Origin of the sequence: Rathayibacter sp. VKM Ac-2928 (assembly GCF_022815545.1) — a bacterium.
In the GTDB taxonomy this organism is placed as follows: Bacteria; Actinomycetota; Actinomycetes; order Actinomycetales; family Microbacteriaceae; genus Rathayibacter; species Rathayibacter festucae.
The window spans coordinates 632895-656752 of record NZ_JALGRU010000001.1 but is presented as its reverse complement, the minus strand read 5'-3'; the positions used below and the strand labels follow the sequence as shown (position 1 = coordinate 656752).

The window sequence follows — 23858 nt, the reverse complement described above, 5'->3', positions numbered from 1 at the left end:
CTCAGTGGTGCAGTGCCTACTGCACGTCCTCGTCGACCCAGTCGAAGGTCTTCGTGACGGCCTTCTTCCAGAGGCGGTACTGGCGGGCGGCCTCGTCCTGGTCCATCTGCGGGGTCCAGCGCGAGTCCTCCTGCCAGTTCTGGCGCAGGTCGTCCAGGTTCTCCCAGAAGCCGACCGCGAGGCCCGCGGCGTACGCGGCGCCGAGCGCGGTGGTCTCCGCAACGACCGGCCGGACGACCGGAACGCCGAGGATGTCGGCCTGGAACTGCATCAGCAGGTTGTTGGCGATCATGCCGCCGTCGACCTTGAGCTCCTGCAGCGGGACGCCGGAGTCGGCGTTGACCGCGTCCAGGACCTCGCGGGTCTGGAACGCCGTCGCCTCGAGCGCGGCACGGGCGATGTGGCCCTTGTTGACGTAGCGGGTGAGGCCGACGAGCGCACCGCGCGCGTCCGCTCGCCAGTACGGCGCGAAGAGTCCGGAGAACGCGGGGACGAAGTACGCGCCGCCGTTGTCCTCGACCGTCGCGGCCAGCGCCTCGACCTCGGGGGCCGAGCCGATGAGGCCCAGGTTGTCGCGCAGCCACTGGATCAGCGAGCCGGAGACCGCGATCGAGCCCTCGAGCGCGTAGTGCACCTCGCCGTCGCCGAGCTTGTAGCCGATCGTCGTGAGCAGCCCGTTCTTGGAGTGCACGATCTCGGTGCCGGTGTTGAAGATCAGGAAGTTGCCGGTGCCGTAGGTGTTCTTCGCCTCGCCCGGATCGAACGCCGCCTGGCCGAAGGTCGCGGCCTGCTGGTCGCCCAGGATGCCGGCGATCGGGACCTCGCGCAGCAGCGAGGAGGACTCGACCTGCCCGTAGACCTCGGAGGAGGAGCACACCTCGGGGAGCATCGACTTCGGCACCCCGAAGGCCTCGAGGATGTCGTCGCGCCACTCGAGCGTCTCGAGGTCGAGGAAGAGGGTGCGCGAGGCGTTGGTGACGTCGGTCTTGTGCACGCCGCCGTCGACTCCGCCGGTCAGGTTCCAGAGGACCCAGGTGTCGGTGGTGCCGAAGATCAGGTCGCCGGCCTCCGCCTTCTCGCGGGCGCCCTCGACGTTCTCGAGGATCCAGACGATCTTGGTGCCCGAGAAGTAGGTCGCGAGCGGGAGCCCGACGATCGACTTGAAGCGGTCCGCGCCCTCGTCGCCGGCGAGCCGGTCGACGATCGACTGCGTGCGGGTGTCCTGCCAGACGATGGCGTTGTAGACGGGCTCGCCGGTGGTCTTGTCCCAGACCACCGCGGTCTCGCGCTGGTTGGTGATGCCGACGGAGGCGATGTCGTGACGGGTCAGGTCGGCGCGGGAGAGCGCCTGGCCGATGACCTCGCGGACGTTGTTCCAGATCTCGATCGGGTCGTGCTCGACCCAGCCCGCGCGCGGGAAGATCTGCTCGTGCTCCTTCTGCCCGGTCGAGACGATCGAGCCCTTCTTGTCGAAGATGATCGCGCGGGACGACGTGGTCCCCTGGTCGATAGCGATGACGTAGTCAGCCATGAATGATTACTCCTTCGTAACGGGTGAAGTGGAGTGCGGATCGCGAGCCGCAGCGGCCCGCAGGACCGGCTAGAGGATCGGCAGCAGCGCGGTCGACGCGAGACCGGCGAGGACACCGCCGACGATCGGGCCCGCGACGGGGACCCAGGCGTAGCTCCAGTCGCTCGAGCCCTTGCCCTTGATCGGCAGCAGCGCGTGGGCGATGCGGGGGCCGAGGTCACGGGCGGGGTTGATGGCGTAGCCGGTCGGGCCGCCGAGGGAGGCGCCGATCGCGATCACCAGGATGGCGACGGGCAGGGCGCCCAGCGCCGCGAGTCCGCCGTCGCCCTGGCGCCCGCCGCCGAAGCCGATCACGACGAAGACGAGGACGAAGGTGCCGATGACCTCGGTGACGAAGTTCCAGCCGTAGCTGCGGATCGCAGGACCCGTGGAGAAGACGCCGAGCTTGTTGGCCGGGTCGGGCTCCTGGTCGAAGTGCTGCTTGTAGGCGAGCCAGCAGAAGACGGCGCCGAGGATCGCACCGATCATCTGGGCGAGGATGTACATCAGGATCGAGACGATGTTGACCGGGACGCCCGAGCCGAACTCCGTCGCTCCGCTGGCCGCGAGGCCGAGCGTGACGGCCGGGTTGAGGTGCGCACCCGAGTTGTAGGAGACGATCACACCGGCGAAGACGGCGAAGCCCCAGCCGAAGTTGACCATCAGGGTCCCGCCGTTGAGACCCTTGCTCTTCACGAGCGCGACGTTGGCGACCACGCCGCAGCCGAGGAGCACGAGCATCGCCGTTCCCACGACTTCCGCGAGGAACACCACTCCGAGATTGTCCACGTTGACCATTTCCTTTTCATCGGTCGGAACGCGCGAGCGCGTCCGCATCGGGCATCGATGCCCGACGAGTGTGAAGTTATCGGCGCCCCGTACCGGGGACAAGGAACGCCGCGTGCACGTTTGTGCGTTGTGACGACGGAAGTCCCGGCTCGAGATCACTCCTCGAACCGGGACTCCCGTCGATCCGCGCCAGTCGCCCCGCTAGGAGGCTGCGACCGCCGTCGGCGCCTGCACCGAGGTGCCGCCGACATCGACGCCGTTGTACTTCTTCAGGTGCTCGATGGTCGCGTCGACCTCCTGGGCGCGCTCCGCCTCGTCCCAGCCGAGGACCTCGCCGGTGTGCTGGGCGAGCTCCTCGAGCAGCTCGCGGCTCAGGCCGCCGGTGAACGCGTGGTTGGTGCGGCGCATGACCAGGTCGATCAAGTGCACGACGCTCTCGCGCTGGGCGAGGTAGCGGATCTCACCGGTGGTGAAGTCCTTGTCGAAGTCGAGCGCCTCGTCGTGACCGTCGGCCAGGGCCTCGATGACCTCCTCCGCCCGGGTGCCGTAGCGCTCGAGCAGCTGGCCGGTGCGGGCCGAGGACAGACCGGAGCGGTGCTGGCTGATCCACTGGGCGCGCGAGGCGTCCGTGCGCGGGAAGCCCTTGCCGCCGCCGATCGCGGTCTTCACGGTGGAGACGCGGCGGGTGACGCCGATGCGCTTGAAGACCTCGTTCGAGAGGTGCTCGGACAGGGCGCGGAACGTCGTCCACTTGCCGCCGACCAGGCTCAGCACGGGGGTCTTCCCGCCGGGGAGGGTCGAGGGCTCGATGCGGTAGTCGCGGGAGACGAAGCCGGGGGTCTCGTCGTCGTGACGGGGCAGCGGGCGGATGCCGGAGAACTTGAAGACGATCTGCTCGCGGGTGACCGGGATGGAGGGGAACACGTGGTTCACCAGGTCGAAGAAGTAGTCGATCTCCTCCTCGGTGCAGACGGCCGGCTCGTTGGGGTCGGCCTCGATGTCGGTGGTGCCGACCATGACCCGGCCCTTGAGCGGGTAGATCAGCACGATGCGGCCGTCGCTGTGCTCGAAGAACATCTCGCGGCCCTCGCAGGCCTCGACCAGCTCGGGGTTGTCGAGGACGATGTGCGAGCCCTTGGTGCCGCCCATGAACTTCGTGGTCGTGCCCAGTGCCGTGTTGGTGAAGTCGGTCCACGGTCCGGAGACGTTGACGACGACGTCCGCCTGGAAGGCGAACTCCTCGCCGCTCTCGCGGTCGCGCAGCAGCACGCCGCCCTCGGCGGTGCCGACGGCCTCGACGTAGTTGGCCGCGCGGGCCTTCGTGCCGCCGACGAGCGCGTCGCGCAGCACGTCGAGCGCCAGGCGCTCGGGCTCGTGCACGGAGGCGTCGAAGTAGGTGGCGGTGTACTTGATCTTCGGGTCGAGCTTGGGCAGCTCGTTCAGCGAGCGCTTGCGGCCGTGGAACTGGTGGCGCGGGACGACGCCGCCGTCGCGGGAGAAGAAGTCGTACAGGGTCAGGCCGACCTTGATCAGCAGCGCGCCGCGCTCCTGGGGCTTGCCCGACTTGTGGGTGAGGAAGCGCAGCGGCGCGGCCAGGATGCCCGAGAACGTCGAGTAGATCGGGATCGTGGTCTGCAGCGGCTTCACGTAATGCGGAGCGATCTTGAGCAGGCCGTTGCGCTCGTGCACGCCCTCGTTGACGAGGCGGAACTCGCCGTTCTCGAGGTAGCGGATACCGCCGTGGATCATGTGGCTCGAGGCGCTGGACGCACCCGAGACGTAATCGCCGCGCTCGACGAGGGCGACGTCGACGCCGTTGAGCGCGAGCTCGCGGAACGTCCCGATGCCGTTGATGCCACCGCCGATCACGAGGACGGTCGCGCGGGGGGTGTCCCGCAGTGCGGAGACGCTCTCGCGGAGAGAGGAGCTTCCGGGAGTTCCGACAGACTGTGCCACTTCGTACTCGCCTTCGTGTCGTAGGTGTTGCGTCGAATGCCTCGTGCGAGTGTGGCCGCCCCAGATGGACGGTTGATATCGCGAGGGAATACAGCCATCCTTGACCCGACAACACATCCGGTCAAGACGGGTGGAAATACGTGCAAGGAGTGGCAATGACCCCTGTCCGACCGGTCGTCGAGCTGGACGAGACGACGCACGCGACCCACCCGGACAAGACGCGCGACGCGCTCCGGGCCGCGCAGCTGTACTACATGCAGGACCTGACGATGGACGCCATCGCGCACGAGCTGCACACCTCGCGCTCCTCGGTGTCGCGGCTGCTCTCGCACGCCCGCGCGACGGGGCTGGTGGACATCCAGATCCGCTCCCCCCTCGACCGGGCGAGCGCCCTGTCGGCGGAGGTGCGCGCGCACTTCGACATCACGGCGCACATCGTCCCGGTGCCCGATCACACCAGCGAGATCGACCGGCTCGAGCGCGTCGCGCTGTCGGCCGCGCGGATCCTCGGGCCGTTCATCGACTCGAACATGATCGTCGGCATCGCCTGGGGCTCGACGATGAGCGCGATGAGCCGGCACCTGATCGCCAAGGAGACGCACAACACCCAGATCGTGCAGCTCAACGGCGCGGGCAACACCGAGACCACCGGCATCAACTACTCCAGCGAGATCCTGCGCCGCTTCGGCGACGCATACGCCGCTAAGGTGCAGCAGTTCCCGGTGCCGGCGTTCTTCGACGACCCGATGACCAAGAAGGCGGTCTGGCGCGAGCGCTCGACCAAGCGGGTGCTGGAGCTGCAGCAGCGGATGGACGTCGCGCTCTTCGGCCTCGGCTCGCCGTTCGCGGCGGTGCCCTCGAAGGTCTACATCGGCGGCTACCTGGAGCCGAGCGACTTCACCTCGCTCAGTGCGTCCGGCGTGGTCGGCGACGTCGCCACCGTGTTCTACCGGGCCGACGGCACCTGGGACGACATCCCCATGAACGAACGTGCAAGCGGCCCGGACCTCTCCACCGTGCGCCGCGCCTCCCGCCGCATCTGCGTCGTCTCGGGCGCCTCGAAGCTCCCGGGCCTGCGCGGCGCCCTCGCCGCCGGCCTCCTCACCGACCTCATCCTCGACGAGGGCACGGCCCGCGCCCTGATCTCCGGCTGACGCCGCCCTCCCCTTCCCCTCCCGCGAGATGCCACTTACGAACACGACACGCCGCAGAATCTCGTCATAAGTGGCATGCCGCGCTGGTGGTCAGAGGCCGAGAGCGCGACGGACGCGGGCGGCTGTCGCCTCGGGGTGGTCGACGAGGCCGGAGAGACGCACGCGGATGTGGCGGTAGCCGAGTGCTTGAATCGCCTCGCTGCGCGCGATGTCCCGCTCGTACTGCCGCGTGTCCGTCCGGTGCTGATCGCCGTCGTATTCGACGACGACCCACTGATTTCGATAGAGCAGATCCACCCGCGCGACGAAGACACCGTCCGCGTCGTACAGCTCGACGTTGAGCTCCGGCTCGGGCAGCCCCGCGCGGATCAGCAGCAGCCGGAGGAGCGTCTCCTTCGGCGACTCGGAGCCGACCCGGACGAACCCGACCGCCTCCCGAGCGCGCCGGCCGCCCCGCCCGCGATACCGTGCCGCCCGCGCCGCGAGGATCTCGAGATCGACGCGGAGGCCGCGGCGACCGAGCTCCTCGTCGGGCCGCACGAGAGCATCGCCGAGGACGACCAGCTCGTCGAGCGATCGCGAGTCGGCGAGATGGCAGAAGGTCGAGGCGGGATCCGTCACCGGATGGCCCGCGTCGACGACGGTCACCGCCTCGTCCCAGAGATGGTGCGACTTCACGCCGACCCGACGGGCGGCGCGCATCGGCGGCGTGACCGACACGTGCAGCGGAGTGGTCTCCGTCGCCCGCCGATCGGGCAGCTGGAGGAGATGAGCGGCGGTGACGTGCGAGAAGAACTCGCCCGGTCGCATCACCGCGGCGAACGCCGCGATCCTCTCGCCGTATGTCACCGGCTCGATCGCGGCACGAGCACCCCGGAAGACGCCGACCGGGTACTCCGCCACCAGCCGGTGCCGCGCCAGCTCGCTCGTCGACGCGTTCACGATCCTTGTCTCTGTGTCGTCCTGCATGCGAGGACCCTGCCGCACCCCGCGCTCCCCCGCGCGCGTTCTCCACAGCCCCCTCCCGCGAGATGCCACTTATGACCACGACACGCCGAGGAATCACCTCATAAGTGGCATCTCGCGGAGGGCGGCAGAACCTGGGGAGGAGCGTCAGGACTCGCGGGCGTGGGTGTCGAGGAAGGCGTAGACCTCGGCGTCGTCGATGCCGGGGAAGGTGCCGGAGGGCAGCGGGGCGAGGACGTGGGCGTGCAGGCGGGCGCTCGGCCAGGCGTTGCCGTCCCAGCGCTGGGCGAGCTCGGCGGGGGCGCGGCGGCAGCAGGACTCGTCGGGGCAGCGGGACTGCTCGCGGCGGTCGGTGTCGCGCCCGCGGAAGAAGCGCGCCTCGGCGAAGGGGACGCCGACCGTGATCGAGAACTCCTCCGTGGCGGTGGTGCCGGTCTGCGAGGCCGACCAGAAGGTGCCGGCCGGCGTGTCCACGTACTGGTAGTACTCCGTCGTCCGGTTGGTGCGGCTGAAGGCGGAGCGCGCCGACCAGTAGCGGCAGACGGTCTGCCCCTCCACCGCACCGGTCACGTCGGTCGGCAGCGGCAGGCCGTCGTTCTCGTAGGCCTTCTGGATCGAGCCGTCGCCGAGCACGCGGAGGAAGTGCATCCGGATATCGAGGTGCGAGGTCAGCAGGTTGGTGAAGCGCAGCGCCGCCGCCTCGTGCGTGACGCCGAAGCCGTCGCGGAAGTCCTCGACGGAGATGTCCCGGTCGCGCTTCGCCTCCTCCAGGAACGCCACGGCGGGCTCCAGCGGCATCAGGCAGGCGGCCGCGAAGTAGTTGATCTCGAGCCGCTGCCGGAGGAAGTCGGCGTAGGTGACCGGGCGCTCGTGGCCGAGCAGCCGGTGCGCCATCGCCTGCAGGGCGAGCGCCCGCAGCCCGTGCCCGCCGGGGATCGAGGCGGGCGGCAGGTAGATCCGTCCGTTGGCGAGGTCGATCACCGAGCGGGCCGAGTGCGGCAGATCGCCGACGTGGATGATCTCGAAGCCGAGGTGCCGCGCCATCTTCGAGACCGAGCTGTGGGTCAGCGCGCCTCCGCGGTGCCCGACCGTGCGGAGCATCTCGCCGGCGACCGCCTCGATCTCGGGCAGGTACGCGTTGCGCTCGCGCAGCTGCAGCCGCTGGGCGGTATTGGCGCGCCGCGCCTCCTCCGGTGTCGCGCTGGCCTCGCTCTTGCGGCGCGCCAGCTCGCGGTAGACGCCGAGGAACGCCTCGAGCACGGGAGTGGTCAGGCCCTTGTTGACCTTGAACTCCGGCAGCCCGAGCGAGCGGTAGAGCGACCCCTTCTGCACCCGCGCCAGCTCGATCTCGAGGGCGGCGCGCTCGCTCGGCGGCTCGTCCGAGAGCAGCGCGGCGAGCTCGACGCCGAGCGCGGTGGCGAGCGCCTGCATCAGCGAGAGCCGCGGCTCCCGGCGTCCGGTCTCGATCAGGGAGAGCTGGCTGCCCGAGACACCCACGCGCTCGGCGAGCTGCCCGAGGGTCAGCCCGCGGCGGGTGCGGAAGTGCCGGATGCGCTGCCCGAGCAGGGCGGCATCGGTCCCGGCGGTGGGGACGGTGGCGGGGTCGGTGGTGTCGGTCACGGCGAGCTCCAGCGATCGGTTGTGACGGAGGCGCAAAAACCGCGGTTCTTGACGGTCAAGGCCTCGCAAATACCCCTCGATCCTCCTCCATCCTGGCTTCAGGCGCCAGAGAGCGCCCCTCGCACCGTCGGATCACGACCGCCACGAGGACCGACTCCCCACCCCGTCGACGACGACTGCACCGAAAGCGGAGCCAGCATGAGCATCTACAGCAACACCCTCCTCCTCGAGACGACCACCATGACCGCGCCGACCCCGGTCGCCGCACCGGTCGTGCCGCCCGCCCCGCTGGTCCTGCGCCGCTGGGTGCGCGAGACGGCCGCGATCCTCCAGCCCGACGCGATCGAGTGGTGCGACGGCTCCCCTGCCGAGTGGTACCGCCTCACCGCCCGGATGGTCGAGGAGGGGAAGCTGATCGCCCTGAACCCGGAGTGGCGGCCCGGCTCGTTCCTCGCCCGCACCGACCCCGACGACGTCGCCCGCGTCGAGGACCGCACGTTCCTCTGCACCACGGACGAGGCCGACGCCGGCCCGACCAACAACTGGCGCGAGCCCTCCGCGATGAAGGCCGAGCTCGCCCCCTACTTCGCCGGCTCGATGCGCGGCCGGACGATGTACGTCGTCCCGTTCTCGATGGGCCCGGTCGGCGGGCCGCTCTCGCAGCTCGGCGTCCAGCTGACCGACTCCGCCTACGCCGTACTGAATATGCGGATCATGGCGCGCGTCGGCGCTGAGCCGCTCGCCGCCTTCACCGAGGAGACCGCCTTCGTCCGCGGTGTGCACTCGGTGGGCTTCCCGCTCCGCGACGCCGACGGCACGACCCGCGACGACGTCGCCTGGCCGTGCAATGCGACGAAGTACATCACCCAGTTCCCCGAGACGCGCGAGATCTGGTCGTTCGGCTCCGGTTACGGCGGCAACGCCCTGCTGGCCAAGAAGTGCTTCGCCCTGCGGATCGCCTCCGCGATGGGCCGCGAGGAGGGCTGGCTGGCCGAGCACATGCTCCTGATCCGGATCGTCTCGCCCGAGGGCCGGAGCTACCACGTGGCCGCGGCGTTCCCGAGCGCCTGCGGCAAGACGAACCTGGCGATGCTGCAGCCGACGATCCCCGGCTGGCGCGTGGAGACGCTCGGCGACGACATCACCTGGATGAAGAAGGGCGAGGACGGCCGCCTCTGGGCGATGAACCCCGAGACCGGGTTCTTCGGCGTCGCGCCCGGCACCGGGCAGAGCAGCAATCCGAACGCCGTGCACACCCTCTGGGGCAACACGATCTTCACCAACGTCGCACTCCGCGAGGACGGCGACGTCTGGTGGGAGGGCCTCACCGACGAGGTGCCCGAGCACCTCACCGACTGGCGGGGCGAGCCCTGGACGCCCGCCTCCGGGACCCCGGCCGCGCATCCCAATGCGCGCTTCACCGCACCGGCCCAGCAGTGCCCGACCCTCTCGGCCGAGTGGGACGCCTTCGAGGGCGTGCCGCTGGACGCGATCGTCTTCGGTGGGCGCCGGGCGAGCAACGTGCCGCTGGTGACCCAGGCGACCTCCTGGCAGCACGGCGTGTTCCTGGGCGCGACCATCGCGTCGGAGAAGACGGCGGCCGCGGAGGGGACGGTCGGCGAGCTGCGCCGCGACCCGTTCGCGATGCTGCCCTTCTGCGGCTACAACATGGCCGACTACTTCGCGCACTGGCTCGCGGTCGGCGCGGACCTCGGCGAGAAGGCGCCCGCGATCTTCCAGGTCAACTGGTTCCGCAAGGGCGCCGACGGCTCCTTCCTCTGGCCCGGCTTCGGCGACAACGCGCGGGTGCTGCAGTGGCTCGTCCGGCGGATCGAGGGGCTCGCGGAGTCGCGGCCCAGCGCGATCGGCGACCTGCCGATGTCGATCGACACGCACAGGCTGAACCTCTCGGCCGCCGCGAAGGAGGAGCTGTTCTCCGTCCCGGTGGAGGCGTGGCTCGACGAGTGCGCCCTGACGGAGGCGTTCTTCGCCCGCTTCGGCGACCGCCTGCCGCCCGAGCTGACCGCCGAGCTGCGGGCGCTGCGGCTCCGGCTGCTCGCCGAGGAGCTGCCGGCCGCCCACGCGGCCTGATCCCGATCCCGCCGGCGGCGCGCCGGCGTCCCTGTGGCCCGCGGAGGGGAATCATCCCCTTCTTCGCATCCCCCTCCGCGGGTCCACTCCCCTCCGACCTTCATGCTGATCGAGTAGCCCCGCAGGGGCGTATCGAGATCCTCCACCGCCGAGCACGTGGGTCTCGATACGCCGCTGGCGCGGCTACTCGACCAGCATGTCGAGATCCCCCTCCTCCGCACGACCAGACGGGCACCATGGACGACCGCATCACCCTCCGCTTCCTCGCCGCGCCGCAGGACGCGACCGCCGACGGCCGGAGCGCCCAGGCCGGCCGCGTGCTCGAGTGGATCGACAAGGCCGGCTACGCCTGCGCGGTCGGCTGGAGCGGCGGCTACTGCGTCACCGCCTACGTCGGCAACGTGCACTTCACCCGGCCGATCGCCGTCGGCAATCTGATCGAGGCGACCGCGCAGGTCATCCACACCGGCCGCACGAGCATGCACGTGCTGGTGCGCGTCGCCCAGGCCGACCCGCGCACCGGGCGCTACGAGGAGGCGACGCACTGCCTCCTCATCTTCGTCGCCGTCGACGAGGAGAAGCGCCCGCGCCCGGTGCCGGAGTGGAGCCCCCGCACGATCGAGGACCTCGCCCTGGCCGAGGGCGCCGCCGCCCGCATCGACGGCCGGCGCGCGCTGCACGAGGTGATGCGCGCGCAGGAGTACACGGAGGCGGGGACCGGCCCGCGGATCGTCTTCCGCTTCCTGGCCGCGCCCGGAGACGTCAACTGGGGCGGCAACGCGCACGGCGGCATCGTGATGCGCTGGATCGACGAGGCCGCGAACGCCGTCGCGCAGGGCTGGAGCGGCCGCGACGCGGTCGCCGTCTACTCCGGCGGCATCCACTTCTACCGGCCGGTGCGGATCGGGCACCTCGTCGAGGTGGAGGCGCGGCTGATCCACACCGGGCCGCGCTCGATGCACCTCGCGATCCACGTGCGCTCCGGCGACCCGCGGACCGGCGAGCTCGAGCTGACGACGCAGTGCATGAGCGTCTTCGTGGTGCGCGGCGACGACGGGGCGGCCGACGCTGTGCCGGCGCTCGAGCCGCGGAGCGACGAGGACCGCCGCCTGGACGAGCACGCGCGGGAGCTGATCCGGCTGCGCGCCGAGCTGCCGGCGCTGCCGGTCGGTATCGCGGCGACGCTCGCCTGACCGGTCGGCACTCCCGGGTCGCTAGGGTCGGAGCGTGAAGATCCTCGTCGTCAACGGCCCGAACCTGAACCTCCTCGGCACCCGCGAGCCCGCGGTCTACGGCTCCGACACGCTCGCGGATGCGGAGGCGCTCGCCACCCGCGCGGCGGAACGGCTCGGCCTCGAGATCGAGTTCTTCCAGAGCAACTCGGAGGGTGCGATCATCGACCGCCTGCACGAGGCGCGCGGCACGGCCGCCGGCCTGCTGCTCAACGTCGGCGCCTACACCCACACCTCGATCGCGATCCGCGACGCCGTCCTCGCCACCGAGCTGCCGCTGGTCGAGGTGCACGTGAGCAACGTGCACCGGCGCGAGGAGTTCCGGCGGCACTCCTACCTGTCGGACATCGCGGTCGCCGTGATCGTCGGTGCCGGCATCGCGGGCTACGGCTACGCGGTGGACGTCCTCGCGCGGACCCTGGGGGCGACGGCTCCGGACGCGTAGCTCCGGGGCGAGTCGCCGGGGCGTAGCGTCGGGGGCATGACGCCCTCCGACGCGACACCCTCCGCCTCTCCCGCCGAGCTCGGCCGCTCCTTCGGCTCGGCCGTCGACGCCTACGACCGCGGGCGCCCGGGCTACCCCGACGACGCGGTGGACTGGCTCATCGGGCACGCGCCCGCCCGGGTGGCCGGTGCCTTCGTGCCCGAGCGCGCGCGGGCGGCCGGCGCGGACGCCTCCGACCGGGTGCGCGTCGCGGACCTCGGGGCCGGCACCGGGAAGTTCACCGCGTCTCTGGTGGCGCGCGGACGCGACGTGACCGCCGTGGAGCCGGACGCGGCGATGCTGGAGCGGCTGACCGCGCAGCTGCCGTCGGTCCGGGCGCTGGCGGGGACGGCCGAGGCGATCCCGTTGCCGGACGCGTCCGTCGAGCTGGTCACCGCAGCGCAGTCCTGGCACTGGGTCGACCCCGAGCGCGCGAGCGCCGAGGTCGCGCGCGTGCTGGTCCCGGGCGGCGTGCTCGCGCTGGTCTGGAACATCCGCGACGAGTCCGTGCCGTGGGTGCGGCGCCTCGGCGAGGTCGCCGGCTCCTCGGCCGCCGAGCGCTTCGAGACGGTGCGGCCGCCGCTGGGCTCGGCGCTAGAGCGCGTCGCCTACGCCGAGTTCGACTGGAAGTACGAGCTCGACCGTCCGGCGCTGCTCGACATGTTCGCCTCGCGCAGCTACGTCATCGCGATGCCGGAGGAGGAGCGCGCCGCGGTCCTCGCCGCCGTCTCCGAGGTCGTCGACGCCCTGCCCGGCGACCGCGTCGCCATGCCGTACGCGACCCGCGTCACCATCGCCCGCCGCGCCTCCTAGCGCCTCATGTTGGTCGAGTGGCCGCGCCAGCGGCGTATCGAGACCCACCGCACTCCGAACACCTGGATCTCGATACGCCCCTCCGGGGCTACTCGATCAACATGGAAGCGGGCACCCGCACTGGGACGGCGGCGAGCACATCATGCTGGTCGAACAGCCGCGCCGGCGGCGGGGAATCATGCTGGTCGAGTAGCCCCGCAGGGGCGTATCGAGACCCACCATCACCGACTGGGCGGGTCTGCAGACTCGCGTTCCGACGGTGGTGGATCTCGATACGCCCTCTGAGAGGGCTACTCGATCAGCATGGCTTCCCCCTCCGTACGAGGCGATCTTCCCCAGGAGACCCCGCGTCAGACCTCGTTCGGGTCGCCGCCGACGCGGCCGGCGCGCTCGAGCGCGGTGATCGCGTCGCGCTCGTCGGACGTGAGCTCGAAGCCGAAGACGTCGATGTTCTCCACGATGCGGGCCTTCGTCGACGACTTCGGGAAGACGATGTGGCCGCGGTCGAGGTGCCAGCGCAGCACGACCTGCGCCGGCGTCACTCCGTGCGCCTCGGCCGCGCCGGTGATCACCGGCAGCTCGAGCAGCGGGTACTTGTTCTGCCCGAGCGGGCCCCAGGCCTCCGTCGCGATGCCGTGCTGCGCACCGAACGCGGTGACCGTGGGCTGCTGGTGGTACGGGTGCAGCTCGATCTGGTTGACGGCGGGGACGACCTCGGTCGCGGCGAGCAGTCGCTCCAGGTGCGGCACGAGGAAGTTCGAGACGCCGATCGAGCGGGTGCGTCCGGCGGCCTGCAGCTCCTGCATCGCCTCCCAGCTCTCGACGTAGCGGTCCTGCTTCGGCTTCGGCCAGTGGATGAGGTAGAGGTCGACGGCGTCGAGGCCGAGCTTCTCCAGGCTGGCGTCGAGCGCCCCGGCCGCCGTGTCGCGGCCCTGGTCGTCGTTCCACAGCTTCGTCGTCACGTACAGCTCGTCGCGCGCGATCCCGGAGGAGGCGAGCGCCCGCCCGACGCCCTCCTCGTTGCCGTAGATCGCCGCGGTGTCGATGTGCCGGTAGCCGGCCTCGAGCGCCTCGGCGACGATGCGCTCCGTCTCGGCGGGGTCGACCTGGAAGACGCCGAACCCGAGCTGCGGGATGCTCGTGCCGTCGTTGAGAGTGAGGGTGGGGATGCTGGTCATCCCTCCACCCTGCCAGCGGCCCCCGACACCGGGTACCGGGTTGCGCCCGGCGACCGGCGTCGGCGCGGGCGACTACCCTCGAAGGGCGCTCGCGAGGGCGCACCGATTCCGAGGAGGACCGCACGTGAGCATCATCGCCGCCGCAGACGGATCAGCGCTGGGCAACCCCGGCCCCGCGGGCTGGGCCTGGTACGTCGACGACGAGCGCTGGGCGGCCGGCGGCTGGTCGCACGGCACCAACAACATCGGCGAGCTCACCGCGGTCCTCGAGCTGCTCCGCGCCACCGCGCAGGAGAGCGAGCCCGTGCACATCCTCTGCGACAGCCAGTACGCCATCAAGGCCTGCACCGAGTGGCTGCCGGGCTGGAAGCGGAAGGGCTGGCGGAAGGCCGACGGCAAGCCGGTGATGAACGTCGAGATCATCAAGGCGCTCGACGAGGAGCTGCAGGGCCGCGCCGTCACCTTCGAGTGGGTGAAGGGGCACGCCAACCACCGGATGAACGAGGCCGCCGACGTGCGCGCCCGCGCCGCCGCGACCGCCTACCAGCGCCGCACGGCCGTGGACTCCGGGCCGGGCTGGCCGGGAGCCGCCCCCGCCGTGACGCCCGCCGTCGACACCGAGGACGCCCCCGCCACGCTGTTCTGACCCGACGCCTCGCGCTCAGGGCAGCCGCAGCATCCCGGTCGCGACGAGCTCGCGCACCCGCGGCAGCACGGAGTCCAGCACGGCGGCCTCCTCCACGTGCAGGAGCGAGGCCACCGCGGCCGTGATCGCCGCGATCGACAGCTCGCCGTCGCAGGCCCCGACGACCGCGGCGAGAGCCGTGTCCGCCTCCTCCACCCGGGCGAAGCCGCCGCCCTGGCGCAGCCGGAGCACGGTCGGGTCGTCGTTGCCCGGCCAGTAGTGCCGCTCCTCCGTCACGTCGCCGGCGACGACGAGCGCCAGCCGCGCGAGGTCGGCGTCGTCGAGCACCGACAGCGCGTCGAGCGCGTCGAGGCAGTGCGCGAGGTGCCCGCCCAGCCCCGCGGTCGCGAACGCCGCATCGAGCCGCTCGAGGCGGCGGATCGGCGGCCGAGGCGTCGCGGGGAGCCGCAGGGTCGCGTAGCCGAAGCCGACTCCGGTCACGCCGCGCCGCTCGAAGTCCTCGAGCCACGCGTCGACGAGGGCGTCGGACTCCGCGCCGCGGGTGGTCCCGCCGTCGCGGATCCAGGTCTCGGCGTAGATCGCCGGATCCTGCTGCTCGCGCTCCACGATCCAGACGTCGAGCGGCGAGGCGGTGCCGTCCATCCAGGCGGCTAGTCCGGCGTGCCCGGGTTCGAGCGCCTGCTCGAGCGGGCTGCGGTCGTCGGCCAGCCAGGCGCGGACCCGGTCGAACGCGTCCGCGTCGGCCCGGTACTCCCAGTTGCCGAGCAGCTGCGCGACACCGCCCGGCACCAGGTGCTCGGCGGCGCCGACGATCACCCGACGGACGATCTCGTCGCCCTCGAGGCCGCCGTCGCGGTACTCGTAGGCGGGGACGCCCGCGGTCCGCGGCGTGATCACGAACGGCGGGTTGGTGACGATCTGGTCGAACCGCTCCCCCGCGACCGGCTCGTAGAGGCTGCCGTGCCGGAACTCGATCGAGTCGATGCCGTTCAGCGCCGCATTGAAGGCCGCGATCGCCAGCGCGCGGTGCGAGACGTCGGTCGCGACCACGCGGTCGGCGTGCCGGGAGGCGTGCAGCGCCTGGATCCCGCAGCCCGTGCCGAGGTCGAGCAGGCTGCCGACCGGCCGCTGGATCATCAGCCCGGCGAGGGTCAGGCTCGCGCCGCCGACGCCGAGCACGTGGTCCTCGTCGAGCGGCCGGCCGAGCGCGAGCTCGCCGAGATCGGAGGCGATCCACCAGGAGGCGGCGCCGTGCAGGTCGACGAGGTCGTAGGGCCGCAGGTCGAGCGCGGCGGTGACCACCGCTCCGGCCTCGGAGCGGACGAGCTCCAGCTCCAGGGCGCCGTCGAGACCGAGCGACGGGAACGCCGCCGCCGCCTGCTCCGTCGGCACCGGATCGGCGAGGAGGAACAGCCGGGCCAGCGTGGCCAGCGGCCCGCAATCGCCGCTGCGCTCGAGCGCCCGCCGGGCCGGGACCCGGTCGCCGCGGTGCAGCGCCTCGCCCGCGGCCTCGCCCCACAGCTCGCGGACGGCGTCGACGCGGTAGCGGGCACGGGTGAGGTCGTCGCCGAGGAGCGCGATGCGGGCTCGGTCGAGCTGGTCTGCTGGCTGCACCGCTCCATCCTCGTGCACACCCGGAGCCCGGACGGTGCGGCTGCGGTGCAGAACATCAGCTGCGAGCCGAGTTCGTCGCTCATCGCCGATGAAGGACCTTCTCAGCTGATGTTCTGCGCGCAATACGATCGACTCATGCCCCTCACTGGAGAATACGAACCGAGCACGTCCGCCTGGGCCCGCGAGCAGGCGGAGCTCTACGAGGCCACCGGCGGCGCGGAGGGCAACCTCCTCCGCGGCAAGCCGATCATCGTCCTGACCACGGTCGGCGCCCGCAGCGGCAAGCTGCGCAAGACCGCGCTGATGCGCGTCGAGCACGACGGCTCCTACGTCGTCGTCGCCTCGAAGGGCGGCGCGCCCGAGCACCCGGTCTGGTACCTGAACATGGTCAAGGAGCCGCACGTCGAGCTGCAGGACGGCCCGGTGAAGAAGGACTACACCGCGAGCGTCCTCGAGGGCGACGAGCGTGCCGCCTGGTGGGAGCGCGCGGTCGCGGCCTGGCCCGACTACGCCGAGTACCAGACGAAGACCGACCGGCAGATCCCGCTGGTGCTGCTCACGCCCTGGTCCTGACCCGGCCGGCCGTCACTCCGGAGCGACGACCGTCGTCTCCGGAGTGACGTCGTCCGTCCCCGGCGCGTCGCGCTCCGGCTCCACCCGGGCCGCGATGAGCGCCAGCACCCGCGGGTGCGACAGCAGCACGAAGTGCCCCACCACCGACACCGCGATGTTCTCGCGTGCGCCGGCGAGGCGGCTCCCGCCGGGGATGTACTGGTCGCGCATCCCGTAGATCGAGACGATGCGCCGGTCGGCGTCGCGCTCGGCCAGCAGCGTCCGGATCACGGGCCGGTGCGGGCCGAACTCGCGCAGCGCCCGGGCCGGCGCGATCCGGGCGAGCGGTGAGCCGTTGAACGGCGTCGAGACGGCGATCATCCGGTCGATCCGGCCCTCGTCGCGGTCGTCGACGACCATCATGTGCTTGCCGATCAGGCCGCCCTTGCTGTGCGCGACGACGACGACCCCGCGCAGGTCGCGCTCGCGCAGGTACTCCTGCCCGAGCGCGGCCGACGCGACGATCGGCCGGGTGTTGTAGCCGAGCGCGGGCAGCACGTGGATCGGGTGCCCGGCCGCGTGCAGCCGGTCGGCGATCGGCCGCAGGAACTGCCAGGTCTCGTAGATCCCGGGGATCAGCAGGACGGGCGCGCCGTCGCCCGAGGCGTAGCGCGAGACGTCCCAGCCCTCGCGCAGATGCGTGAACCGCGATCCGTAGGCGTAGCGGTAGTCGCGCAGATAGGCCGCGCGCAGCGAGGCGGACGAGCGCCGCGGGCGCCCCCGCTCAGGCGCCGGCATAGGCCGCTTCGAGGGCGGCGACGTCGAGCTTCGTCATCCCGAGCATCGCCTGCAGCGCCCGCGCCGCGCCCTCCGCGTCGGAGCCGCCGAGCAGGGTCGCGAGCGCGGTCGGCACGATCTGCCAGGACAGCCCCCAGCGGTCACGGAGCCAGCCGCAGCGGCTCTCCTCGCCGCCGTCGGCGATCAGCGCGTCCCAGAGCCGGTCGACCTCGGCCTGGTCCTCGACCGAGACCTCGATCGAGACCGCCTCCGTGAACGGGAAGCGCGGGCCGGCGTTCATCGCCCGGAAGAGCTGCCCGTCGAGCTCGAAGGTCACGACGGTGACGGTGCCCGGCGAGGGCGAGCCCTCGGGCAGCACCTCGGTGCTCAGGATGCGCGAGTTCGGCACGAGCTCGGTGTAGAACTCGGCCGCCTCCCTCGCCTGGTCGTCGAACCACAGGAACGTGCTGACTGCACCCATGCCGGCCTCCTCGTCGATCCCCAGTGTGCCCCGTCGCGGGCCGGAGCGGTCGGAGCCGCCGACGTGTCAGCGGCCCGAGCGTCAGAGCGGGTTGACCCCGAACGCGGTCGCGAGCTTGTCGATCTTCTTCGCCCGGCCCAGTCGCGGCAGGTCGCTGCCGTCGCGGATGACGCGGCCGCGGGCCTCGAAGTCGTCGAGGAAGTCGCGCGCCCAGGCCACGTCGGACGGGGTCGGGCTGATGACCTCGTTGATGACCGCGAGCTGCTCGGTGTCGAGGCAGAGCTTGCCGGTGAGGCCGAGCGAGACGGTGAGCGCGGACTGCTCGCGCAGCACCGGGTGGCTGTTGGAGACGGTCGGGCCGTCGATCGGGCCGGGCAGGTCGCCGATGCGCGAGGCGACGACGAGGCGCGAGCGCGGGTAGGCCATCGCCAGGTCGTCGGCGCTGGTGCCGGTGTCGCGGCGGTAGTCGCCGCTGCCGAAGGCGAGGCGGAAGGTCCCGCGGGCGCGGGCGATCGAGACCGCCTCCTCGATGCCGAGGGCCGACTCGACCAGCGCGAGCACCGGGGTCGCGCCGCCGAGGCGATCGAAGGTCTCGGTGACGTGCTCGCCGGCCTCGGTCTTCGCGAGCATGACGCCGGCCAGGCCGGGCAGGCCCTTCAGCGCGTCGACGTCGTCCGACCAGAACGGGGTGGAGTGGTCGTTGATGCGCACCCAGGCGCGCTTCTCGCCGCTGAGCCAGGCGGCGACGTCGGCGCGCGCCTCGGGCTTGGCCTTCGGGTCGACCGCGTCCTCGATGTCGAGGACGACCTGGTCGGCACGCGAGGCGTGCGCCGCGTCGAAGGTGTCCGTGCGGGTCGCGTTGACGAGCAGCCAGGAGCGGGCGATCTCGGGGGCGACGTCGCGCCCCTTGCGCTTCAGGCCGGTCTCGCCGGAGGGGGTGGAGGTGGTGGGCAGCGTCACGTGAGCAGGTCCTTCCGGTGGCGCGGTCTTCGCACCGCGAGCCCCGCCGCTCAGCGACGGTGCCGGGGTCCAGGGTAACGGCTCGGGGCGGAGCGGACGCGTCAGCGCCGCTCCCACAGCGTGATCGTCGCGGTCGGCACGGTCGAGGCGGGGCCGGCCTCGAAGCCCTCCGCCGCGAGCCAGTCGAAGGCCGCCGGGTCGGAGGCGGGAGCGGCGGTCCAGACGCGCTGCTCGCCCCCGAGGGCGGCCCGCAGCGCGTCGTCCTCGAGCAGGACGTCGGAGTAGGTGCCCGTCGTGGCGTACGAGCGCTCGAGGGCGACGTCGTCGAGCCCGGCGAAGGCCGAGGGGTAGGCGGCGAGGGCGATCCGCGGCCGCAGCGACACGGTCCCGCTGTCGCCGAGGAGGAACGCGTCGCCCGGGCGCGCGCCGGCCTGGATCGTCTGCGCGAGGGCGCGGAGGTCCTGTCCGGCCGGCTTGCCGGTCTCCGTCCGCATCAGGACGAGCGCCGGCAGCGCCGCGACCGCGAGGGCACCGACGAGGACGCCCGCCGTCACCGGCCGCCAGGAGGCGAGGGCCAGCCCCAGCGCCGTCGCCAGCGCGGGCGAGCTGAGGCTGAGGTAGCGCGGGGTGAACATCGGCTCGATCAGCGCGGTGCCGAGGAGCAGGACCGCGGCCGGCAGGAGCAGCCAGACGGCCAGCACGAGGACGAGCGGCGCGTGAACCGCCCCCGCCCCGGTCGCGCGCGACCGCACCGCTCGCGTCCGGACCGCCGCGACGACCAGCAGCCCCACGGCGAGCGCCGCCAGCCACCACGCCGAGCCGAAGAACGACTCGACGACCACCGTGTAGGCGTTCACCTGCTGCGAGCGGAGCCAGCCGATCTGCCCGCTCTGCCCCGCCGCCGTGAGGATCACCGGGCTCGCGACGCCGACCGACAGCACTGCGCCGAGCACACCGGCCCCGAACGCCCTGTCACGCCGGGGCCCGACGGCCGCCGCGAGCAGCACGAAGGCCGGCAGCACGAGCACGCAGTAGAGGAAGACGGCGTTCGCGAGCCCCGCCACCGCGACGAACGCGACCCAGCGCAGCACCCCGCCGTCCTGCGCCGCTCGGACCACCAGAACCGCCGCCCACACGACGAGCGCCGTGGCGAGCGCGGAGGAGCGCGCCTCCGTCCCGTTGAACGACGTCCGGGGCAGCAGCACGAACACGATCGCGGCGAGCAGCGCGGCCCGCGGCCGGCCCAGCGAGCGCAGGAGCACCAGCACGCCCGCCGCTCCCGCCCCCGCCGCGAGGGCGGACGGCGCGCGCACGGCCAGCTCCGACTCCCCCGCGATCGCGATCCAGCCGTGCATCAGCAGCGCGTAGACGACGTGCACGGCGTCCTTCTGCTGCGCGAAGGCGAGCAGCTCGGGCAACGGGAGCCGCGCGAGGCGCAGGGTCGCGGCCTCGTCGTTCCAGTAGGAGGGGATCCAGGAGCCGACCAGGGTCAGCAGCGTCGCGACGACGAGCACGAGACCCGCCGGGATCGACTCCGCCCCGACCCCTCGGGCCCTCATCCCCCACCGCACCGTCCCACCGTAGGGGCGGCCGGCGTCGCTCAGAGCCCGGCGCGCTCCGCGAGGCCGGCCGAGAACGCGGCCTGCCCCGCGTGCTGCGTGTCGTCGTCGATCACCGAGACGAGCCGCACCGCGAGGGTCACCGGCGGGTCCCAGTCCTCGTCGACCACGCGGGCGAGGTCGGCGTCCTCCAGCGTGTCGAGGTAGGCGAGCGTCTGCCCGTGCACGGCGTCGTAGTACTCGGCGAGCAGCTCGGCCGGCACCGCGGCGAGCGCCGCGACCTCGGCCGGTTCCATCCCGTAGCCGTTCGTCTCGGCCGGGAACGGCAGGCCCGAGCGATCGTGGAAGCCGCCGGAGATCCAGACCTGCTCGCGGCCGGCGAGCGGGGCGAGGTGGTCGTCCTGCACCCGGGTCAGGTGCCAGACGAGCCAGGCGGCGGAGTTGGCCTGCGCGTCGGCCCGGAAGCCGAGCCGCTCGGGGGTGCTGTCGTCCAGCACGGCGTGCACAGTGCCGTGCACCCGGTCGAAGGCGTCGCGGAGGAAGTCGATGGCTGCAGTCATCACGCCAGTCTGCTCGGCGCGCCCGTGCCGCGTCACCCCCTCCCGAGTGCTCGGAGGATCCCCGGAGGCGGGTGCCGGATACTCGCAGCGTGACCTCCGGAACCTCGAACCTGGCGATGAAGCCGTGGCTGACCTCCTACGCGGAGGGCGTCCCGGCCGAGATCGACCCGCCCACGCAGACCCTCGTCGATCTGCTCGAGGACTCGGTGGCCCGCTACAAGCGCGGCATCGCGCTCGAGTTCTTCGGCGCCGAGACGAGCTACGCCGAGCTCGGCGAGAAGGTCGCCCGGGCCGCGGAGGGGCTGCGCCGCCTCGGCGTGCGCGCCGGCGACCGCGTCGCCCTGGTGCTGCCCAACTGCCCCGAGCACGTGATCGCGTTCTACGCGGTGCTGCGGCTCGGCGCGATCGTCGTCGAGCACAACCCGCTCTACACGCCGCGCGAGCTGCGTCGGCAGTTCGAGGACCACGGTGCCCGCGTCGCGGTGGTCTGGAACAAGACCGCCGACGTCATCGCCGCTCTGCCCGCCGACCTCGGCGTCGAGCGCGTCGTCTCGGTCGACCTCACCGCGTCCTTCCCGCTCGGCAAGCGCCTCGCCCTGAGGCTGCCCCTGGCGAAGGCGCGGGAGGCGCGCGCCAAGCTCACCACGAGCCCGCGCACCCGCTCGCTGATCCCCTTCGACCGCCTCCTGGGCGGCCGCCGGATCGCCCGCTCGCACCCGCGCCCGGCGCTCGCCGACACCGCGCTGCTCCAGTACACGAGCGGCACCACCGGCACGCCGAAGGGCGCGATCCTCTCCCACGCCAACCTCCGCGCGAACGCGCTGCAGGGCCAGGCCTGGGTGCCCGGGCTGCGCGAGGGCGACGAGACCTTCTACGCGGTCCTCCCCCTCTTCCACGCCTACGGCCTCACGCTCTGCCTGACGTTCGCGATCAGCATCGGCGCCAAGGTCGTGCTCTTCCCGACCTTCGACGTCGGACTGGTCAAGGCCGCCGCCAAGAAGTCGCCGCCCACCTTCCTGCCCGCCGTGCCGCCGGTCTACGACGCGCTGGCCCGCGCCTCCGAGCGCGGTGAGCTCGGCCTGCGCGGCATCCGCTTCGCGATCTCGGGAGCGATGAGCCTGCCCGTCGCGACCGTCGACCGCTGGGAGCGCGCGAGCCGCGGACTCCTCGTCGAGGGCTACGGGATGACCGAGAGCTCGCCCGTCGCGCTCGGCAACCCGGTCGGCCCCAGCCGCCGGCCGGGCACGGTCGGCGTTCCGTTCCCGAGCACCCGGATCCGCCTGGTCGACCCGGCCGACCCCTCCGTCGACCGCGGACCCGGCGAGTCCGGCGAGCTGCTGCTGCAGGGACCGCAGGTGTTCCAGGGCTACTGGAAGCGCCCCGAGGACACCGCGGCGACGCTCCTGCCCGACGGCTGGCTCCGCACCGGCGACATCGCCACGGTCTCGGCGGACGGCTTCGTCACGATCGTCGACCGGGCGAAGGAGCTGATCATCACGGGCGGCTTCAACGTCTCGCCGTCCGAGGTGGAGGGCGTGCTCGAGTCGCACCCGGACGTCGTGCGCGCCGCGGTCGTCGGCCTGCCCCGCGCGGAGGGCGGCGAGAGCGTCGCCGCCGCCGTCGTGCTGCGCGCCGGGACGGTCGTCGAGGCCGAGGCGCTGCGCGACTTCTGCCGCCTGCACCTGACGGCCTACAAGGTGCCGAAGCGGGTGGTGACGGTCGACGCGCTGCCGACCTCGCTGATCGGCAAGGTGCTGCGCCGCGAGGTGCGCGAGACGCTGCTGGGCTGAGCCGGCCGGCTCTTCCCTCTTCCCGGTCACAGCTCGATGGATCACAGCTCGACTGGTCACAGCTCGACTGGTCACAGCCCGATGAAGGAGAACGCCATGACGCGATTCGTGCAGTACACCGAGAACGGCGGCCCCGAGGTGCTCGAGGTCGTCGAGGCGCCCGAGCCCGAGGCCCCCGAGGGAGGCGTCGTCGTCGCGATCCGCGCGGCCGGCGTGAACCCGATCGAGTGGAAGATGCGCTCCGGCATCCGCCCCGGGCCGCCCTTCCCCCGCCGCCTCGGCTCGGACGGCGCCGGCGTGATCACCGCTGTCGGCGCGGGCGTCTCCGGCTGGAGCGTCGGCGACGAGGTGATCGTGAGCAGCGCGGTCGGCACCTACGGCGAGTCCGTCGTCGTCGCGCCCGAGAGCCTCGACGGCAAGCCCGCGGGCCTCGGCTTCGAGGAGGCCGCCGCGCTCGGCGTCCCGATCAGCACCGCCTACCAGGCGGTCGTCTCTCTCGGTGTGGCGGAGGGCTCGGTCTTCCTCGTGCACGCGGGCGCGGGCGCCGTCGGCCAGGCCGCGGTGCAGTTCGCGGTGGAGCGGGGCGCGCGGGTGATCGCGACGGCGAGCCCGGCCAACCACGAGCGGCTGCGCGAGCTCGGCGCCGAGCCCGTCGCGTACGGACCCGGCCTCGAGGAGCGCCTGCGCGCGGCGGCTCCCGGCGGAGTGGACCGCGTGCTCGATGCCGCGGGCACCGACGAGGCGCTCGCCGCCTCCCTCGCGCTGGTCAGCGACCCCCAGCACGTCGGCACCGTCGTCGTCGGCGCGCGGGCGGCCGAGCTGGGCATCCGCGCCTGGATGGGCGGCAGCCCCGTCCCGCTGACCGACGAGGAGAAGGCGCTGCGCCGCGAGGGCATCCCCCGCGCAGCGCAGCTCGCCGCCGACGGCCGCTTCTCGATCGAGCTCGGCCCGCGCTTCGCCCTCGACGACGTCGCCAACGCCCACCGCCTCAGCGAGGACGGCCACACCCGCGGCAAGATCCTCCTCGTCCCCTGACCCACCGCTGATCGAGCACCCCGCCCACTGC

General features: G+C 72.3%; 21 protein-coding genes. 9 read left to right on the top strand and 12 right to left on the bottom strand.

The window, feature by feature from the left end:
* Positions 1 to 16: 16 nt before the first annotated feature.
* The 3 genes from glpK to MT350_RS03180 form a co-directional block, all read right to left on the bottom strand.
* Positions 17 to 1531 (bottom strand): glycerol kinase GlpK, encoded by a 1515-nt coding sequence (gene glpK, locus MT350_RS03190; protein ID WP_243615364.1) that lies wholly within the window; start codon positions 1529 to 1531, stop codon positions 17 to 19.
* Between the two features lie 69 nt (positions 1532 to 1600).
* Positions 1601 to 2368 (bottom strand): MIP/aquaporin family protein, encoded by a 768-nt coding sequence (locus MT350_RS03185; RefSeq protein ID WP_243586379.1) that lies wholly within the window; start codon positions 2366 to 2368, stop codon positions 1601 to 1603.
* A gap of 192 nt (positions 2369 to 2560) precedes the next feature.
* Positions 2561 to 4315 carry a glycerol-3-phosphate dehydrogenase/oxidase gene (locus MT350_RS03180; RefSeq protein ID WP_243582883.1) on the bottom strand — a complete coding sequence of 585 codons (1755 nt, stop codon included), beginning with the start codon at positions 4313 to 4315 and terminating at the stop codon, positions 2561 to 2563.
* 155 nt (positions 4316 to 4470) lie between these two features.
* Here MT350_RS03180 and MT350_RS03175 point away from each other — a divergent pair, with 155 nt between their 5' ends.
* Entirely contained in the window at positions 4471 to 5469 is a 999-nt protein-coding gene (locus MT350_RS03175) for a sugar-binding transcriptional regulator (RefSeq protein ID WP_123445261.1), read from the top strand.
* Positions 5470 to 5559: 90 nt separating this feature from the next.
* Here the strand turns inward: MT350_RS03175 and MT350_RS03170 are convergent, their stop codons facing one another.
* Positions 5560 to 6438 (bottom strand): endonuclease domain-containing protein, encoded by an 879-nt coding sequence (locus MT350_RS03170; RefSeq protein ID WP_243615363.1) that lies wholly within the window; start codon positions 6436 to 6438, stop codon positions 5560 to 5562.
* Positions 6439 to 6582: 144 nt separating this feature from the next.
* Complete coding sequence (locus tag MT350_RS03165) at positions 6583 to 8055, bottom strand: helix-turn-helix domain-containing protein (protein WP_132435897.1); 1473 nt, start codon at positions 8053 to 8055, stop codon at positions 6583 to 6585.
* A gap of 240 nt (positions 8056 to 8295) precedes the next feature.
* Between MT350_RS03165 and MT350_RS03160 the strand changes: the two genes are divergently transcribed.
* The 4 genes from MT350_RS03160 to MT350_RS03145 all read left to right on the top strand — a co-directional run bounded on the left by MT350_RS03160 (position 8296) and on the right by MT350_RS03145 (position 12675).
* Positions 8296 to 10146: a phosphoenolpyruvate carboxykinase (GTP) gene (locus MT350_RS03160; protein WP_243615627.1), complete on the top strand. Its 1851-nt coding sequence runs from the start codon at positions 8296 to 8298 to the stop codon at positions 10144 to 10146.
* A 236-nt stretch (positions 10147 to 10382) separates the two neighbouring features.
* Positions 10383 to 11339: an acyl-CoA thioesterase gene (locus tag MT350_RS03155; RefSeq protein ID WP_243598806.1), complete on the top strand. Its 957-nt coding sequence runs from the start codon at positions 10383 to 10385 to the stop codon at positions 11337 to 11339.
* Positions 11340 to 11373: 34 nt separating this feature from the next.
* Positions 11374 to 11823, top strand: a complete 450-nt coding sequence (gene aroQ, locus MT350_RS03150) for a type II 3-dehydroquinate dehydratase (RefSeq protein WP_123735176.1) — start codon at positions 11374 to 11376, stop codon at positions 11821 to 11823.
* 36 nt (positions 11824 to 11859) lie between these two features.
* A complete protein-coding gene (locus tag MT350_RS03145) occupies positions 11860 to 12675 on the top strand; it encodes a class I SAM-dependent methyltransferase (RefSeq protein WP_243615362.1) in 816 nt (271 codons plus the stop codon).
* A 350-nt stretch (positions 12676 to 13025) separates the two neighbouring features.
* Here MT350_RS03145 and MT350_RS03140 read toward each other — a convergent pair whose 3' ends face one another.
* Entirely contained in the window at positions 13026 to 13853 is an 828-nt protein-coding gene (locus tag MT350_RS03140; RefSeq protein ID WP_243615361.1) for an aldo/keto reductase, read from the bottom strand.
* 124 nt (positions 13854 to 13977) lie between these two features.
* On the opposite strand from MT350_RS03140, the gene MT350_RS03135 reads away from it, so the two are divergent.
* Positions 13978 to 14499: a ribonuclease H gene (locus tag MT350_RS03135; RefSeq protein ID WP_127886034.1), complete on the top strand. Its 522-nt coding sequence runs from the start codon at positions 13978 to 13980 to the stop codon at positions 14497 to 14499.
* A 15-nt stretch (positions 14500 to 14514) separates the two neighbouring features.
* Here MT350_RS03135 and MT350_RS03130 read toward each other — a convergent pair whose 3' ends face one another.
* Complete coding sequence (locus tag MT350_RS03130) at positions 14515 to 16113, bottom strand: methyltransferase (protein ID WP_243615360.1); 1599 nt, start codon at positions 16111 to 16113, stop codon at positions 14515 to 14517.
* Between the two features lie 135 nt (positions 16114 to 16248).
* Between MT350_RS03130 and MT350_RS03125 the strand changes: the two genes are divergently transcribed.
* Positions 16249 to 16686: a nitroreductase family deazaflavin-dependent oxidoreductase gene (locus MT350_RS03125; protein WP_123445252.1), complete on the top strand. Its 438-nt coding sequence runs from the start codon at positions 16249 to 16251 to the stop codon at positions 16684 to 16686.
* A 12-nt stretch (positions 16687 to 16698) separates the two neighbouring features.
* Here the strand turns inward: MT350_RS03125 and MT350_RS03120 are convergent, their stop codons facing one another.
* From MT350_RS03120 to MT350_RS03100, 5 genes are all read right to left on the bottom strand, one after another.
* Complete coding sequence (locus MT350_RS03120) at positions 16699 to 17463, bottom strand: triacylglycerol lipase (protein ID WP_243615359.1); 765 nt, start codon at positions 17461 to 17463, stop codon at positions 16699 to 16701.
* Entirely contained in the window at positions 17450 to 17923 is a 474-nt protein-coding gene (locus MT350_RS03115) for a VOC family protein (RefSeq protein ID WP_243615358.1), read from the bottom strand. The genes MT350_RS03120 and MT350_RS03115 overlap by 14 nt, the downstream gene beginning before the upstream one ends.
* Positions 17924 to 18004: 81 nt before the next feature.
* A complete protein-coding gene (locus tag MT350_RS03110; RefSeq protein ID WP_123445387.1) occupies positions 18005 to 18841 on the bottom strand; it encodes a CoA ester lyase in 837 nt (278 codons plus the stop codon).
* Between the two features lie 143 nt (positions 18842 to 18984).
* Complete coding sequence (locus tag MT350_RS03105; RefSeq protein WP_243615357.1) at positions 18985 to 20442, bottom strand: glycosyltransferase family 39 protein; 1458 nt, start codon at positions 20440 to 20442, stop codon at positions 18985 to 18987.
* A 41-nt stretch (positions 20443 to 20483) separates the two neighbouring features.
* Positions 20484 to 21002, bottom strand: coding sequence for a DUF664 domain-containing protein (locus MT350_RS03100; RefSeq protein ID WP_243615626.1), 519 nt, complete (start codon positions 21000 to 21002; stop codon positions 20484 to 20486).
* Between the two features lie 89 nt (positions 21003 to 21091).
* On the opposite strand from MT350_RS03100, the gene MT350_RS03095 reads away from it, so the two are divergent.
* Together MT350_RS03095 and MT350_RS03090 are read left to right on the top strand one after the other, a co-directional pair.
* Entirely contained in the window at positions 21092 to 22792 is a 1701-nt protein-coding gene (locus tag MT350_RS03095) for a long-chain-fatty-acid--CoA ligase (RefSeq protein WP_308197459.1), read from the top strand.
* 96 nt (positions 22793 to 22888) lie between these two features.
* The gene (locus MT350_RS03090) at positions 22889 to 23827 is read left to right on the top strand and encodes an NADP-dependent oxidoreductase (RefSeq protein WP_243615356.1); all 939 of its coding nucleotides are present in this window, start codon (positions 22889 to 22891) and stop codon (positions 23825 to 23827) included.
* Positions 23828 to 23858: the final 31 nt, after the last annotated feature.